Here is a 16,189-nt window from a genome sequence, read left to right on the forward strand (position 1 = left end):
GCAGGGGGCGAGGGCTCCGCCGGGCAGGGGTGCAGGGGACGAAGTCCCCGCCAGGGGCCAGGGCGGAGCCCTCGCCCCCTGCGGCCCTTCCGCTCGCCGTCCGTCATGTGGCGTGCGCCGTCCGTCACCGGAGCCGAACCGGTCGGGGTTGGTCGCGCGCCGGGGCAGGTGCCCCGCTCGGGCCGTACCGCCGGCGGTTCCCGCCGCGCTTCCTGAAGGCGGGCGAAAGGCGAAGGGCCCCGTACCGCCTTCCAGCGGCTCGGGGCCCTTCGACGCCGTACGGATCCGGCGGGGCGCTACGGCAGCTGCGCCGCCCGCGCCTCGCGCCGGTTGTCGCGGAAGTTGTTCACCCGGCGGGCCGTGGCGAACAGGGGGATCACCGCGCCCATGACCAGCTGCAGGGCGCAGCCGGTCTGCAGCAGCAGCTGGCCGCTCGGGGCGTCGAAGGCCCAGGCCGCCAGCAGGCCCATGGACAGGACGATCCAGGAGAGCATCGCGACCGCCAGGCGGCCCCTCGGCTTGGGGTACTCCACCCGGCTCACCATCAGCCACGCGGTGCCGAGGATGGCCAGCAGCGTGGCCACGAAGGGCAGCTCCAGCAGGACGATGGAGACCACCGTCAGGGCCCCGAAGGGCGAGGGCATGCCCTGGAACATGCCGTCCTTCATCGTCACGCACGAGAACCGTGCGAGCCGTAGGACCACGGCCAGGAGCACCACGATCGCGCCCAGGGCCGCCACTCTCTGGTGGGCGTCGTCCGCGACCATGCCGTAGACGAGGACGAAGTACGCGGGGGCCAGGCCGAAGCTGATCAGGTCGGAGAGGTTGTCCAGCTCCGCGCCCATGGGGGAGGAGCGCAGCTTCCTCGCGACCAGGCCGTCGAACAGGTCGAAGACCGCCGCGCACAGCATCAGGATGACCGCCGTGGCGGCACTGTGGCGGGCCATGCCCGCCGAGTCGTCGCTGCCGGTCAGGTGCGGGATCAGGATGCCGGTGGTGGTGAAGTACACCGCCATGAAGCCGCACGTGGCGTTGCCCAGGGTGAGGGTGTCCGCTATCGACAGGCGCAGCGAGAGGGGCATTTCCTCCTCTTCGTCCTCGCCGTCGGCCCCGGGCACCCAGCCCGCCTGGCGTTCTCGATCAATCACGGTCAAGACGAGTCACCCCAGCCACGGTCTTCTGGCCGACCTGAACCGCGACCTCCACGCCTCTGGGCAGGTACAGGTCGACGCGCGAGCCGAAGCGGATCAGGCCGATCCGCTCGCCCTGCTCGACCTTCGTGCCCGAGGAGACGTACGGGACGATGCGGCGGGCCACCGCGCCGGCGATCTGGACCATCTCGATGTCGCCGAGCTCGGTGTCGAAGTGCCACACGACCCGCTCGTTGTTCTCGCTCTCCTTGTTGAACGCCGGAACGAATCCGCCGGGGATGTGCTCGACGGAGGTCACCGTGCCGGCGAGCGGGGCACGGTTGACATGGACGTTCAGCGGGCTCATGAAGATCGCGACGCGGGTGCGGCCGTCCTTCCACGGCATGATGCTCTGCACCACGCCGTCGGCGGGCGAGAGGACCCTGCCCTGCGCGATCTCACGCTCGGGGTCGCGGAAGAACCACAGCATCCCCGCCGCGAGTGCGGTGGCGGGGACGGCCACTGCCTTGGCCACGCCCGAGCGGCGGGCGCGGACCAGGCTGACGGCTGCGGTGGCGACGGTTGGAAGAAGCCACGGCGATGCTCCGCGGGCGAGGCGGATCCGGCCGCTAGGTGCAGAGGTTTGGCTATGGGGCATGGATGACCTTCGTAGCGGATGATGCCGCGCTTTCGACGGGGGACGGCGGCTTTTCGGCGATCGTAGCGGTTCGGGGCCGCAACTGGGTAAGCCGAGCTGCCGAGTCGGTCGCGGAAGACCGCTGACGGGGTGTGATCTTCTTCTCGAAGAAAACACCCCGTACGCGGACAATCATCCCTGGAAGCGGTACTCCTCGAGGAGCCGGCGGCCGATGATCATTTTCTGGATTTCTGCGGTGCCCTCGCCGATGAGCAGCATCGGGGCCTCGCGGTAGAGGCGCTCGATCTCGTACTCCTTGGAGAAGCCGTAGCCCCCGTGGATGCGGAAGGAGTCCTCCACGACCTCCTTGCAGTACTCGGCGGCCAGGTACTTCGCCATGCCGGCCTCGAGGTCGTTGCGCTGACCGGAGTCCTTCTTGCGGGCGGCGTTCACCATCATCGCGTGCGCCGCCTCGACCTTGGTCGCCATCTCCGCCAGCTTGAACTGGACGGCCTGGTGCTGGGCGATCGGCTTGCCGAAGGTCTGGCGCTGCTGGGCGTAGGCGATGGCCAGCTCGAAGGCGCGCTGGGCGACGCCGCAGCCGCGGGCGGCCACATTGACCCGGCCGACCTCGACGCCGTCCATCATGTGGTAGAAGCCGCGGCCGGTGACCCCGCCGAGCACGCGGTCGGCCGGCACCCGCAGCCCGTCCATGATCATCTCGGTGGTGTCGACACCCTTGTAGCCCATTTTGTCGATCTTGCCCGGGATGGTGAGGCCCGGGCGGACCTCGCCGAAACCGGGCTCCTTCTCCACCAGGAAGGTCGTCATGGACTTGTGGGGCGGAGTGCCCTCGGGGTGGCCCTCGTCGGTGCGGACCAGGACCGCGACGAGCGAGGAGGTGCCGCCGTTGGTCAGCCACATCTTCTGGCCGGTCAGGACGTACTCGTCGCCGTCCTTCACGGCCTTCGAGGTGATCGCCGAGACGTCCGAGCCCAGGCCCGGCTCGGACATCGAGAACGCGCCCCGGATCTCCCCGGCCGCCATCTTCGGCAGGAAGTACTCCTTCTGCTCCCGCGTGCCGTGCTGCTTGAGCATGTACGCCACGATGAAGTGCGTGTTGATGATCCCGGACACCGACATCCAGCCGCGGGCGATCTCCTCCACGCACAGGGCGTACGTCAGCAGCGACTCGCCCAGCCCCCCGTACTCCTCGGGGATCATCAGACCGAACAGGCCCAGCTCCTTCAGGCCGTCCACGATCTGCTGCGGGTACTCGTCGCGGTGCTCCAGCTCCGTCGCGACCGGGATGATCTCCTTGTCGACGAAGTCCCGGACGGTGGAGACGATCTCCTGCTGGACATCGGTCAGACCGGAGGTCTGGGCGAGTCGCGCCATGACTACTTCTCCTGCTTCAACACCGGGCGGCCGGGCTGTTCGCCGCCGCGTTCCTTGATGTACGTCTCGGTCGGCACCATCACCTTGCGGCGGAAGACGCACACGAGCGTGCCGTCCTGCTTGTAGCCCCTGGTCTCGACATGGACGATCCCGCGGTCGTTCTTCGACTTCGACGGCCACTTGTCCAGCACCGTCGTCTCGCCGTAGATCGTGTCGCCGTGGAAGGTCGGCGCCACGTGCTTCAGCGACTCGATCTCCAGGTTGGCGATCGCCTTGCCGGAGATGTCCGGCACGGACATGCCGAGCAGGAGGGAGTAGACGTAGTTCCCGACGACGACGTTCCTGCCGAAGTCCGTCGTCTTCTCCGCATAGTTGGCGTCCATGTGGAGCGGGTGGTGGTTCATCGTGAGGAGGCAGAACAGGTGGTCGTCGTACTCCGTGACCGTCTTGCCCGGCCAGTGCTTGTACGTCGCCCCGACCTCGAACTCCTCGTAGGTGCGTCCGAACTGCATGCCGCTCAGCCCTCCGGGATCTCGAACTTGCTGGTGCGCCGCATACCGGCCGCACGGCCCTTGGCCGCGATGACCAGCGCCATCTTGCGGCTGGCCTCGTCGATCATCTCGTCGCCGAGCATCGCGGAGCCCTTCTTGCCGCCGGCCTCGGAGGTGTAGTACGCGTACGCGTCCAGGATCAGCTCGGCGTGGTCGTAGTCCTCCTGGGAGGGCGAGTAGACCTCGTTGGCGGCCTCCACCTGGCCGGGGTGCAGCACCCACTTGCCGTCGAAGCCGAGCGCGGCGGAGCGGCGGGCCACCTCGCGGAAGCCGTCGACGTTGCGGATCTGCAGGTAGGGGCCGTCGATCGCCTGGAGGTTGTTGGCGCGGGCGGCCATGAGGATCTTCATCAGGATGTAGTGGTAGGCGTCCGCCGGGTAGCCGGGCGGCTGCTCGCCCACCACCAGCGACTTCATGTTGATCGACGCCATGAAGTCGGCCGGGCCGAAGATGATCGTCTCCAGGCGCGGGGAGGCCTGTGCGATCTCGTTGACGTTGTTCAGGCCCCGGGCGTTCTCGATCTGCGCCTCGATGCCGATGCGGCCGACCTCGAAGCCCATGGTCTTCTCGATCTGGGTCAGCAGCAGGTCCAGGGCGACGACCTGATCGGCGCTCTGCACCTTCGGCAGCATGATGCAGTCGAGGTTCGGGCCGGCGCCCTCGACGACCGTCACGACGTCCCGGTAGGTCCACTCGGTCGTCCAGTCGTTGACGCGGACCACCCTGGTCTTGCCCGTCCAGTCGCCCTCGTTGAGGAACTTGACGATGGTGTGCCGCGCCTCCGGCTTGGCCAGCGGTGCGCACGCGTCCTCCAGGTCCAGGAAGACCTGGTCGGCGGGCAGGGTCTGCGCCTTCTCCAGGAAGCGGGGGTTCGAGCCCGGAACGGCCAGACAGGAGCGCCGCGGCCGAAGGCGGTCGGCGGCCGGGGCGGGGGCGGCGGAGCCGCTCGCCGAGGGAGCGGCGGCGGACGACGGTTGGGCCGTCATGCGGGGACCTCCAGGGGGTCGAGCTTGTTCGCGATGCGGATCTCGTCGACGATACGGCCGATGATCCCGGTGATGTCGAAGTCCTTCGGGGTGAAGACCGCGGCCACTCCCGCGGCCCTGAGCTGCTCGGCGTCGCCGTTGGGGATGATCCCGCCGGCGATCACCGGGATGTCGGCCGCGCCGGCTTCCCGCAGCCGTCTGAGCACGTCCGGCACCAGCTGGGCGTGCGAGCCGGAGAGGACGGACAGGCCCACCGCGTGCACGTCCTCGGCGAGGGCCGCGTCCACGATCTGCTCGGGCGTCAGCCGGATGCCCTGGTAGACCACCTCGAACCCGGCGTCGCGGGCGCGCACGGCGATCTGCTCGGCGCCGTTGGAGTGACCGTCCAGGCCCGGCTTGCCGACCAGGAAGCGCAGCTTGCCCACGCCGAGCTCCCGGGCCGTCGCCTCCACCTTGCGGCGCACCTCGGCCAGGGCCGAGCCCGCCGGGGCGGTCACGGTCACCGGCGCGGACGACACCCCGGTCGGCGCCCGGTACTCGCCGAACACCTCGCGCAGCGCCCCGGCCCACTCCCCGGTCGTGACACCCGAGCGGGCGCACTCCAAGGTGGCCTCCATGAGGTTCTCGGTGCCCCGGGCGGCCTCCTTCAGCCGCTCCAGCGCCTTGCAGGGGCGCGGATGGTTGTAGGGCGGCTGGTACCGCGTGTCGCGCCACTCGCGCAGCGCGGCGACGACGCGTTCCTCGACCGCGGGGTCCACCGTCTGGATCGCGGTGTCCAGGTCGGCCGTGAGCGGGTTCGGCTCGGTGCTTTCGAAGATGTTGACGCCGACGATCTTCTCCTCGCCGGACTCGATCCGGGCCCGGCGCTCGGCGTGCGAGGCGACCAGCTGCGACTTCAGATAGCCGGACTCCACGGCGGCCAGCGCGCCGCCCAGCTGCTGGATGTGGTCGATCTCGGCGAGCGCCGCCTCGACCAGCTCGTCCACCTTCGCCTCGATCACCTTCGAGCCCTCGAAGATGTCGTCGTACTCCAGCAGGTCGGACTCGTAGGCCAGCACCTGCTGGATGCGCAGCGACCACTGCTGGTCCCAGGGGCGGGGCAGGCCCAGCGCCTCGTTCCAGGCCGGCAGCTGCACGGCGCGGGCGCGGGCGTCCTTGGAGAGGGTGACGGCCAGCATCTCCAGCACGATCCGCTGGACGTTGTTCTCCGGCTGGGCCTCGGTCAGACCGAGGGAGTTGACCTGGACGCCGTAGCGGAAGCGGCGGTGCTTGGGGTTCTCTATGCCGTACCGCTCACGGGTGATCCTGTCCCAGATGCGGCCGAACGCCCGCATCTTGCACATCTCCTCGATGAAGCGGACGCCCGCGTTCACGAAGAAGGAGATCCGGCCGACCACGTCCCCCATGCGCTCCTGCGGCACCTGGCCGCTGTCGCGCACGGCGTCGAGCACGGCGATCGCGGTGGACATCGCGTACGCGATCTCCTGCACCGGGGTGGCGCCCGCCTCCTGCAGGTGGTAGCTGCAGATGTTGATCGGGTTCCACTTGGGCATGTGGGAGACCGTGTACGCGATCAGGTCCGTCGTCAGCCGGAGCGACGGCCCCGGCGGGAAGACGTGCGTGCCGCGGGACAGGTACTCCTTGACGATGTCGTTCTGGGTCGTGCCCTGGAGCTTGGTGATGTCCGCGCCCTGCTCCTCGGCGACGACCTGGTAGAGCGCCAGCAGCCACATGGCCGTGGCGTTGATCGTCATCGAGGTGTTCATCCGCTCCAGGGGAATGTCCTGGAACAGCCGGCGCATGTCGCCCAGATGGGCGATCGGCACGCCGACCCGGCCGACCTCGCCGCGGGCGAGGACGTGGTCGGGGTCGTAGCCGGTCTGCGTCGGCAGGTCGAAGGCGACCGACAGACCGGTCTGCCCCTTGGCGAGATTGCGCCGGTACAGCTCGTTGGAGGCCTCGGCCGTGGAGTGCCCGGCGTAGGTCCGCATGAGCCACGGCCGGTCCTTCTCCCGCCGTCCCGCGGCGGGCTGACGCTCGCTCATGGACGCCTCTCAGATGTTCCGGAAGCGGTTGATGGCGTCGATGTGCCGGGCGCGCATCTCCTCGTCGCGCACGCCCAGGCCCTCCTCGGGAGCCAGGCACAGCACGCCGACCTTGCCCTGGTGCAGGTTGCGGTGCACGTCGTACGCCGCCTGGCCGGTCTCCTTCAGCGGGTAGACCTTGGACAGCGTCGGGTGGATCCGGCCCTTGGCGACGAGACGGTTGGCCTCCCAGGCCTCGCGGTAGTTGGCGAAGTGCGAGCCGATGATCCGCTTCAGGGACATCCACAGGTAGCGGTTGTCGTACTCGTGGCGGTACCCGGAGGTGGAGGCGCAGGTGACGATGGTGCCGCCCCTGCGGGTGACGTACACCGAGGCGCCGAAGGTCTCGCGGCCGGGGTGCTCGAAGACGATGTCGACGTCCTCGCCGCCGGTGAGCTCGCGGATGCGCTTGCCGAAGCGCTTCCACTCCTTGGGGTCCTGGGTCTGCTCGTCCTTCCAGAACCGGTAGCCCTCCTCGGCGCGGTTGATGATCGCCTCGGCGCCCATGGAGCGGCAGATCTCCGCCTTCTGCTCGCTGGAGACGACGCAGATGGGGTTGGCGCCGCCGGAGAGGGCGAGCTGTGTGGCGTAGCTGCCGAGGCCGCCGCTCGCGCCCCAGATGAGCACGTTGTCGCCCTGCTTCATGCCGGCGCCGTTGTGGGAGACCAGCTGCCGGTAGGCGGTGGAGTTGACCAGGCCCGGGGCGGCGGCCTCCTCCCAGGTGAGATGGCGGGGCTTGGGCATCAGCTGGTTGGCCTTGACGAGGGCGATCTCGGCCAGACCGCCGAAGTTGGTCTCGAAGCCCCAGATGCGCTGCTCGGGGTCGAGCATCGTGTCGTCGTGGCCGTCGGCCGCCTCCAGCTCGACGGACAGACAGTGCGCGACGACCTCGTCACCGGGCTTCCAGGCGTTGACGCCGGGGCCGGTGCGCAGCACGACGCCCGCGAGGTCGGAGCCGATGATGTGGTACGGCAGGTCGTGGCGCTTGGCGAGCGGGCTGAGTCTGCCGTAGCGCTCCAGGAAGGTGAAGGTCGGCATCGGCTCGAAGATCGAGGTCCACACCGAGTTGTAGTTGACCGAGGAGGCCATGACGGCCACCAGGGCCTCGCCCGGACCCAGCTCGGGCAGCGGCACCTCGTCGAGGTGGAGCGACTTGCGCGGGTCCTTGTCGCGCGTGTCGAGCCCGGCGAACATCTCCGTCTCGTCCTTGTGCACGGTGATCGCGCGATACGACTCGGGGAGCGGGAGGGAGGCGAAGTCGTCGGACGTGGCGTCCGGCGACTGGATCGCCTCCAGGATGTTCTTCACGGTCACGGTTGCCTCCGGCGGTGAGCGCCCTGAGGGAGGGGCGCCGAGGGTACGTCGGTGCTGCTGAGGGTCGGGTGAGGGTGTGCCGTCGGTTCGGCGGGTGGGGCTTCGGCGGCGCTTTGTGGCGCGGGAGGTGCCTGTGACGCAGGCGTCCGGGCGGGCAGGCCAGTCATGGCTTGCTGGGACAGCCGGCGTGCGTACGGTCCCTGCACGCCGGCCGCCCGGACACCTTCAACGTATGACACCGCGTGTCACCTCGCAAGGCACTGAGTGCCAGAAATTCCGCTCAGACGAAAATTTCTCATCACAGATGAGCGATGATCGATCGAATCGGCCCGCGAGACCGGGTGAAAAAGGGCTCTGACATGCCAAAACGGCCACCCCGCAGGGTGGCCGTCATCACACCGCGCACAGGGCGCGGCAAGGAGTTCTCAGGGGATTCTCATCGGTTCTTCAGGGCCTCCTCGATGGTCCGCATGACCTCCGGAAGCGGGGCGTCGGTGCGGGCGATCGCCACCAGGACCTCGCCCTGCCGGCTCGCCGAGGAGCCCTCGGAGGACGCCGACGACCCCAGGGCGCGGCCGGCGCCGATCCCGCTGCCGAAGGTCCTGCGGACGATGGCGAAGGCGTGGTCCAGCTGCGCCTCCACGTCCCCCTGGCCGTTCGCCCGCAGCCAGCGCCGCAGCACATGGTTGTGCGCGGTGACCACGGCCGAGGCGGCGACCTCCGCCAGCAGCGGGTCGTCGTTGGCGTCGTCGGCGTGGGCACGCTCGTCGAAGTGGCCCAGCAGATAGCGGGTGAACAGCCGCTCGTAGCGGGACACCGAGGCGATCTCCGCCTCGCGCAGCGCGGGGACCTCACGGGTCAGCTTGTAGCGGGCGACCGAGATCTCCGGCTGCGCCGCGTACATCTTCATGACTTCCTTGATGCCCCGGCACACCGTGTCGAGCGGGTGCTCGTGCGCGGGGGCGGCGTTGAGCACCGCCTCGGCGCGCAGCAGGGTGTCGTCGTGGTCCGGGAAGATCGCCTCTTCCTTGGAGCGGAAGTGACGGAAGAAGGTGCGGCGGGCGACTCCGGCCGCCGCGGCGATCTCGTCGACCGTGGTCGCCTCGTACCCCTTGGTCGCGAACAGCTCCATCGCGGCGGCCGCCAGCTCCCGGCGCATTTTCAGCCGTTGAGCCGCCGCGCGGGAGCCCGCGGCGCTCTCCGGCGTGTCGGGCGTGGCTGGTGTGTGTGAGGACTTGGCGGGCTGGGACATGCCCCGAACGTACTGCATCCGCGCAGCGTGGCGCGTCCCTGTCCGCCTTCCGTCCGCCGCGCCGGGCGGTGGAGCGGCCGCCGGGTCCAGCAGACCGCCCCACTCCCGCCCCGCCGGGAACCAGTCGCCCGGCCGGTCAGCGCCGGGCATACTCGCGGAAGCCGCGGCCCGTCTTGCGGCCGAGGCAGCCCGCGGCCACCAGGTGCTCCAGCAGCGGGGCCGGAGCCAGACCCGGTTCGCGGAACTCGCGGTGCAGCACCTTCTCGATGGCCAGCGAGACGTCCAGGCCGACGACGTCCAGCAGCTCGAAGGGGCCCATCGGATAGCCGCCGCCGAGCTTCATCGCCGCGTCGATGTCGTCCAGGGACGCGTAGTGCTCCTGCACCATCTTGATCGCGTTGTTGAGGTACGGGAACAGCAGGGCGTTGACGATGAAGCCGGCGCGGTCCCCGCAGTCGACGGCGTGCTTCCTGATCCTGCCGCAGACCTCGTGGACCGTCGCGTGGACGTCGTCCGCCGTCAGCACCGTCCGCACGACCTCGACCAGCTTCATCGCCGGTGCCGGGTTGAAGAAGTGCATGCCGATGACGTCCTGCGGACGCGAGGTGGCACGGGCACAGGCGATCACGGGGAGCGAGGAGGTGGTGGTGGCCAGCACCGCGCCCGGCTTGCAGACCTTGTCCAGCGTCGCGAACAGCTGCTGCTTGACCGTCAGGTCCTCGGCGACGGCCTCCACGGCCAGGTCCACGTCGGAAAGGTCGTCGAAGGAGGCGGTCGCCCTGATCCGGTCCAGGGCCTGTGCGGCGGCCTCGGCGGTCAGCCGCCCCTTGTCGACGGAACGGGACAGGGACTTGCCGATCCGGGCCTTGGCGGCCTGCGCCTTCTCCTCGCTCCGGGCGACGAGCACGACCTCGTACCCGGCCTTGGCGAACACCTCGGCGATGCCGCAGGCCATGGTGCCCGAGCCGGCGACCCCCACGGAGCGGACCGGACGGCCGGGGACGAGGACCTTCTCCTCGGGCGGGGTCAGGGCGTCGCGCACCACGGTGCCGCTGCCCGGGGCCTCGTAGGTGTAGAAGCCCCGGCCCGCCTTGCGGCCGGTCAGACCGGCCTCGCTGAGCTGCTTGAGGATCGGCGCGGGGGCGTGCAGCCGGTCCTGGGACTCGGCGTACATGGCCTCCAGGACCGTCCGCGCGGTGTCGATGCCGATCAGGTCGAGCAGCGCCAGCGGGCCCATCGGCAGGCCGCAGCCGAGCCGCATCGCGGCGTCGATGTCCTCACGGGTGGCGTACTTCGCCTCGTACATCGCGGCGGCCTGGTTGAGATAGCCGAACAGCAGCCCGTCGGCGATGAAACCGGGCCGGTCGCCGACCGCGACGGGCTCCTTGCCGAGCTCCAGGGCGAGGTCGGTGACGGCGGCGACGGCCTGCGGGGCGGTCAGCACCGAGGAGACCACCTCGACCAGCTTCATGGCCTGCGCCGGGTTGAAGAAGTGCAGGCCGAGGACGCGCTCGGGGCGGGCCGAGCCGGAGGCCAGACGGGTCACCGACAGGGCGTTGGTGCCGGTGGCCAGGATGGTCTCGGGGCGGACGATGCCGTCCAGCTCCCGGAAGATCTGCTGCTTGATCTCGTACGACTCCGGTGCCACCTCGATGACCAGGTCGGCGTCCGCCGCGGCGGTCAGGGCGGTGGAGGTGCGCACCCGCGCGAGGAGGTCCGCGCGCTCCTGCTCGGTGAGACGGCCGCGCTCGACGGCGCGGGCGGTGGAGGACTCCAGGGCGGCCCTGGACCTGGCGGCGGCGGCCTCGCTGATGTCGATGCCGACGACCTCGCGGCCGGACCGGGCGAGGACCTCGGTGATCCCGGTGCCCATGGTGCCGAGACCGACGACGGCGATCGTCTTCAGCGGGGACGGAGAGGTGTCGGAGAGGGGAGTGGCCATCGTGGGACTCCAGAGATGAGGGTGACGACGGGGAGCACGCCCGGTGCGCCGAAGGGCGCACCGGACGCGCGGAAACGAGTGCGGGTGTTCGGCCGGGCTCACTGAGCGCACACGCCCGGTGCCGACCGTCACGGGCGCCCATGCGCACACACGCCCGGCGGACGGCGGGAACCGGCCGGCCTGTCCCGGAGCCGGCCGTACTGCGGTACCTGCGGTACCGAACCGACAGCACTCGCGGTGGCTGCGTCACCAGGCCACTGCGAAGTCATACGAGTGGGTGAACTCGCTCGTCTGAGCGTAACTCGCGGGTAATGAGCGCGCCACCCCCTGGATTTGTGATGCAGATCCCATGTGCCCGGCCGCGCCCCTAGGCTGGCCGCCGTGAACGAGGACGAAGAAGACGAAGTGGTGCGCTTGCTCACGGAGCGCTTACGGCGGGAGGCGGGCGGGTCGGCGGCGTACGACCGTCTGGCCGCCACCTCGGACACGGACGAGCTGGCCGAGGTCCTCACGGCGCCCGGGCAGCCGCTGTGGGCCAGGGAGCTGGCCGCGTTCCGGCTGGGCCTGGCCGGTGACCGGCGGGCCTTCGAGTCGCTGGTCCTGCTGCTGAACCACCGCGATCCACAGCGCTGCGCCGGTGCGGCCCACGCCCTGGCCCGCCTCGGCGATCCCCGCACCGCCCGTGCGGCGGCGGCCCTGGCCACCAACGAACTCCGCGTCGCCTACGCCCTGCACCCGGTACGGCTCCTGGTGGAGCTCCGCGCCCCCGAGTCCGTCCCCGCCCTGGTCACCACCCTGGAACGCCGCCTGCGCCCCCACGACCCCCATCACCGTGTTGCTCTCGCCTGCGTGGAGGGCCTGGGCGTCCTCGGCGACCCGCGGGCACGCCGGGTCCTCACCGAGGCCCTGGCCCATCCGGCCCTGGCCGAGGAGGCGGCGCGGGCGCTGGCACGGATCCCGAAGCAGCGGTGACCGCCCGGGCCGGCAGATCCATGACGTACCGCACCGCGGGCACGGCGCCCCCGTCCACCTCGAAGGACTGCTCGGTCCCGTCCGCGCTGAAGCCCGCCCGTTCGTAGAAGCGCCGGGCTCCGGCGTTCTCCTTCAGAACCCACAGGAACATGCGGGTGGGTCCGGAGGCCACGCACCGGCGCACGGCCTCCGTCAGCAGCGCACGGCCGATGCCGCCGCCGCAGTGGACCGGATCCACGTAGAGCGCATACAACTCGGCGTCCCGAGTGCGGACTTCGCCGTCCCGGTACGGGCCGTGGCAGGCCCAGCCGACGACCTTGCCACCGTACTCGGCGACCAGGTTCACCACGCTGCCGTCGTTCCGTGCGAGGCGCGTGCGCCGGGCCTCGGCGTCCCGCTCCGCGCCGAGCGCGTCGAGGTGCGACGGCGGGACGAGGCCCCGGCAGGCGCTCTGCCGGCCGCGCACACGGATCCCGGAGACCCGGTCGCAGTCCGCGCGAGGGTCGTCCGCCGGATGCGCACGTCCCTCATTCGGGCACCACCGCGAGTGCCTCGATCTCCATCAGGAACTCCGGGCGGACCAGAGCGGCGACCTGGACGGCGGAGGAGGCGGGGAGGCGGTCGTCGGGGATGTGGGCGGCGCGAGCCGCGCGGATGGCCGGGAGGTGGGCCATGTCCGTGACGAAATAGGTGAGTTTGACGACGTGCTCGAAGGTCGCTCCCGCCGCGGCCAGACAGCGGCGCAGGTTCTCGAAGACCTGACGCGCCTGCGCGGCCGGGTCGCCCTCGCCGACGAGTCCGCCGTCCTCGTCCAGGGGGAGCTGGCCGGAGACCGCGACCAAACGGCCGGTGCCCGTGACGACATGGGTGTACTGCGTGGCGGGGGCGACCCCGGCGGGGGCGGGAATTCTGGTCGGCTCGCTCATGCGTCCATGGTGGACCACGGGTCCGCCGCCGCCCGCCCCCGGGAGGGCTCAGCCGCGGAAGCGGATGAGGTCGTGCAGCGCCGCGCCGCGCGCGGTGCCGGGAGCGGAAGAGGTCTTCGAGGAGGACGCCTTCGCGTCCTGCGGCTTCGGGTCGGGCAGCGCGCGGCACTCCGCGTCCACGACGCCCCGCTCGCGCGGCACCGTGCCGTCGGCCAGATACGCGGCCAGATGCCTGTCCAGGCAGTCGTTCCCGCTCAGCGTGACGCCGTGGTTGCCGCCGCCTTGCTCGACGATCAGACGGGAGCCGGCCAGCAGACGGTGCATCGCGACACCGCCCGCGTACGGGGTGGCCGCGTCGTCGGTCGCCTGGAACAGCAGCGCCGGCGGCAGCTTGCTGTTGGCGACGTCCACCGGGGTTCGCGCGGGGACCGGCCAGAAGGCGCAGGGTGCGTTGTACCAGGTGTTGTTCCAGGTCATGAACGGCGCCTTGCGGTGCGCCTCCCAGGTGCTCTCGCGCCACTGCTGCCAGGTGCGCGGCCAGGCGGCGTCACGGCACTGCACCGCGGTGTAGACGCTGTAGCTGTTGTCTCCGGCGGCGTCGATGGCGGCGAGGTCCTCGTACGCCTCGACGAGCGGCCCGGTCCTCCCGTCGTTCACGTACGCCGCGAACGCCTGGGCCAGGCGGGGCCAGTGGCCGTTGTAGTAGCCGCCCGGGAGGAAGGTGTCCTCCAGCTCGGAGGGGCCGACCCTGCCGCCCGCGGGCCTCTTGGCGAGCGCCGCCCGCATCGCGTACCACTTGGCCTCGACCCCGGCCGGGTCGGTGCCCAGCCCGTATGCCGCGTGGTGCTTGGCGATCCACGCCATGAAGGCCTGGTGACGGCTCTCGAAGGCGTGGTTCTGCTGGATGTTGGAGTCGTGCCAGACGCCGGTCGGGTCGACGACCGAGTCCAGGACGAGCCGGCGCACCCGCTCCGGGTGGAGCTTGGCGTACACCGCGCCCAGATAGGTGCCGTAGGAGTAACCGAGGTAGCTGATCTTCTCCGCGCCGAGCGCCTGCCGGATCACCTCCATGTCGGCCGCCGAGTCGACCGTGCCCATGTACGGCAGCACGCTCGCGTACTTCCTGCCGCAGGCGGCGGCGAAGTCCCGCACACGTGTGAGGTTGGTCTGCTCGAGGGCGGTCGTGCTCGGCACCGAGTCGGGGCGCACCGGCTTGAAGTGTCCCGGCCGGCAGTCCAGGGTGGGGTAGCTCTCGCCCACCCCGCGCGGATCGAAGCCGATGATGTCGTACTGGGCCGCGACCTCCTTGGGCAGGGAGGAGGCGACGATCCCGGCCAGCGACAGACCGCTGCCGCCGGGGCCGCCGGGGTTGACCAGCAAGGGGCCCTGATGGGTCTTCGCGGTGTGCGGGATGCGGGACAGCGCCAGAGTGATCCGTCGTCCGGACGGATTCGCGTGGTCCAGCGGCACCTCCACCGTTCCGCACTGAAGGGTCGGGTGCTCCGTGGTGCCGCACTCCTTCCACACGACCTCGGCGGCCTTCACGGCGGCTGCGGGGTGCGGTGTGCTCGCCTCGGCGGGAACGGCCGTGAGGGACCCGGCCAGGACGGCGGCACCGCACAGCACGGCGGCGCTTCTTCTCATACGTTCTCCCAGGACGGAGAGGGCTGCGGACCGCGGTCTCGCGATCCTCGCCGCATCGTCCCGGAAAGTGCCCCCGAAAGAACGCATTCTGACGGTCCTTGACCCGATCGGGTCGGGTGAAGCGCTCGAACGATCTCAGATGGGCGTGCGAGGGACCGGTTCGGGGAGCGCGGGCGGTGCCGGTCCGGACGGCCGGGTGCGACGCGGTATTCCCCAACGCGGGGGAGCGGTGCCGCACTTCCGTGTGATTTCTGTGCGACTTCTGTGCGACTCCCGGGCGTCGATGTCCGTCTGACGGGTGATGGGGAGCCGGTGTCCCCCGGGGAGCGGGCGCCCTCCCTGTGCGACGGACCGGTGCGGCACGCCCGGTGCGGGGCCGCCCCGGCGCACGACCGCCGCCCCCGGAGGCGTCGCCCGGAGGAGGGGACGGGGGTTCCCCTGATCGTGCGGGTGATCGCACAGGCATCGTTCACGATCACCCGGGGTTCCGGGTTCGATCACTTGCGGAGTTCCGATTTGGGGTCCGGGCAGGGGGGTGGTTGGCTTGCCCCAAGCCCGAGAACGCACTGTCCTGGAGGAAGCCATGGCGCAGGTCGAGGCCACTACGGAACGGGTCGTCGCCGCCGACGCGGAGAAGGTGTTCGACGCGCTCGCCGACTACCGCGACACTCGCCCGAAGGTGTTGCCCGGGCAGTTCAGCGAGTACGAGGTGCGCGAGGGCGGGGACGGCGAGGGCACGCTCGTCCACTGGAAGCTCCAGGCCACCAGCAAGCGGGTCCGCGACTGCCTGATGGAGGTCACCGAGCCGACCGACGGCGAGCTCGTCGAGAAGGACCGCAACTCCTCCATGGTCACCACCTGGCGTGTCACCCCGGCCGGCGAGGGGAGGTCCCGGATCGTCGTCACCACCACCTGGAAGGGCGCCGGCGGCATCGGCGGCTTCTTCGAGAGGACGTTCGCCCCCAAGGGCCTCAGCCGGATCTACGACGACCTGCTCGCCAGGTTCGCCGCCGAGGTCGAGAAGGGTGAGAAGGGCGGGAAGGGCGAGGGCGCCGAGTAGGTCCCCGCGGGCAACTCATCCGAGTGAGGGCCGTGTTGCCCCTCACCGGTTCGGGTGGACCTCCCCGCGGACCGGCGTCGTGCCGCAACTCGCCCTGTCCGTCCGGGCCGTTCGGCGCACGCGGAATTCCACGGGGGCCGTGCGACGGGTGCGCCGAGGGGAGCGGTGCGCGGGCAGGACCGCTCCCGCGCGGGACATGCCGGTCGTGGCTGCCCCGGGAGCCCGTCGGTGACGCCCTCCGCCGGAGCGTCCCGCCGGGTCCGCCGTCCCCGTCCCCTGCGGCTCTTCCCGCC

General features: G+C 70.7%; 13 protein-coding genes and 1 pseudogene. 2 read left to right on the forward strand and 12 right to left on the reverse strand.

The features are described 5' to 3' along the window. Positions 1-296: 296 nt before the first annotated feature. The 9 genes from pssA to CCN35_RS17310 form a co-directional block, all read right to left on the reverse strand. Positions 297-1,118, reverse strand: a complete 822-nt coding sequence (gene pssA, locus CCN35_RS17270; protein ID WP_067389031.1) for a CDP-diacylglycerol--serine O-phosphatidyltransferase — start codon at positions 1,116-1,118, stop codon at positions 297-299. 22 nt (positions 1,119-1,140) lie between these two features. Next, a complete protein-coding gene (locus CCN35_RS17275) occupies positions 1,141-1,788 on the reverse strand; it encodes a phosphatidylserine decarboxylase (protein ID WP_067389029.1) in 648 nt (215 codons plus the stop codon). Positions 1,789-1,959: 171 nt separating this feature from the next. Beyond that, entirely contained in the window at positions 1,960-3,165 is a 1,206-nt protein-coding gene (locus CCN35_RS17280; RefSeq protein ID WP_067389027.1) for an acyl-CoA dehydrogenase family protein, read from the reverse strand. Between the two features lie 2 nt (positions 3,166-3,167). Continuing rightward, complete coding sequence (locus CCN35_RS17285) at positions 3,168-3,677, reverse strand: MaoC family dehydratase (RefSeq protein ID WP_067389025.1); 510 nt, start codon at positions 3,675-3,677, stop codon at positions 3,168-3,170. Positions 3,678-3,682: 5 nt separating this feature from the next. After that, complete coding sequence (locus CCN35_RS17290) at positions 3,683-4,702, reverse strand: HpcH/HpaI aldolase/citrate lyase family protein (protein WP_236560535.1); 1,020 nt, start codon at positions 4,700-4,702, stop codon at positions 3,683-3,685. Next, the gene (locus tag CCN35_RS17295) at positions 4,699-6,747 is read right to left on the reverse strand and encodes a protein meaA (protein WP_067389023.1); all 2,049 of its coding nucleotides are present in this window, start codon (positions 6,745-6,747) and stop codon (positions 4,699-4,701) included. The genes CCN35_RS17290 and CCN35_RS17295 overlap by 4 nt, the downstream gene beginning before the upstream one ends. 9 nt (positions 6,748-6,756) lie before the next feature. After that, on the reverse strand, positions 6,757-8,100 hold the full coding sequence (gene ccrA, locus CCN35_RS17300) for a crotonyl-CoA carboxylase/reductase (protein WP_067389021.1): 1,344 nt from the start codon (positions 8,098-8,100) through the stop codon (positions 6,757-6,759). A 436-nt stretch (positions 8,101-8,536) separates the two neighbouring features. Then, positions 8,537-9,352 carry a TetR family transcriptional regulator gene (locus CCN35_RS17305; protein ID WP_236560534.1) on the reverse strand — a complete coding sequence of 272 codons (816 nt, stop codon included), beginning with the start codon at positions 9,350-9,352 and terminating at the stop codon, positions 8,537-8,539. Positions 9,353-9,488: 136 nt separating this feature from the next. Continuing rightward, on the reverse strand, positions 9,489-11,294 hold the full coding sequence (locus CCN35_RS17310; RefSeq protein WP_086793406.1) for a 3-hydroxyacyl-CoA dehydrogenase family protein: 1,806 nt from the start codon (positions 11,292-11,294) through the stop codon (positions 9,489-9,491). A 381-nt stretch (positions 11,295-11,675) separates the two neighbouring features. On the opposite strand from CCN35_RS17310, the gene CCN35_RS17315 reads away from it, so the two are divergent. After that, positions 11,676-12,266 (forward strand): adenylosuccinate lyase, encoded by a 591-nt coding sequence (locus CCN35_RS17315; RefSeq protein ID WP_086793408.1) that lies wholly within the window; start codon positions 11,676-11,678, stop codon positions 12,264-12,266. 13 nt (positions 12,267-12,279) lie between these two features. Here CCN35_RS17315 and CCN35_RS17320 read toward each other — a convergent pair. The 3 genes and pseudogenes from CCN35_RS17320 to CCN35_RS17330 form a co-directional block, all read right to left on the reverse strand. Beyond that, a pseudogene (locus tag CCN35_RS17320) lies at positions 12,280-12,797 on the reverse strand (N-acetyltransferase family protein); the annotation flags it as partial. Next, positions 12,794-13,192, reverse strand: a complete 399-nt coding sequence (locus tag CCN35_RS17325) for a RidA family protein (protein ID WP_067389011.1) — start codon at positions 13,190-13,192, stop codon at positions 12,794-12,796. The gene CCN35_RS17325 and the pseudogene CCN35_RS17320, both read right to left, overlap by 4 nt. A gap of 48 nt (positions 13,193-13,240) precedes the next feature. Further along, the gene (locus CCN35_RS17330) at positions 13,241-14,836 is read right to left on the reverse strand and encodes an alpha/beta hydrolase (protein ID WP_086793410.1); all 1,596 of its coding nucleotides are present in this window, start codon (positions 14,834-14,836) and stop codon (positions 13,241-13,243) included. Positions 14,837-15,419: 583 nt separating this feature from the next. Between CCN35_RS17330 and CCN35_RS17335 the strand changes: the two genes are divergently transcribed. After that, the gene (locus CCN35_RS17335) at positions 15,420-15,896 is read left to right on the forward strand and encodes an SRPBCC family protein (RefSeq protein WP_067389008.1); all 477 of its coding nucleotides are present in this window, start codon (positions 15,420-15,422) and stop codon (positions 15,894-15,896) included. Positions 15,897-16,189: the final 293 nt, after the last annotated feature.

Origin of the sequence: Streptomyces thermovulgaris (assembly GCF_002155915.1) — a bacterium.
In the GTDB taxonomy this organism is placed as follows: Bacteria; Actinomycetota; Actinomycetes; order Streptomycetales; family Streptomycetaceae; genus Streptomyces; species Streptomyces thermovulgaris.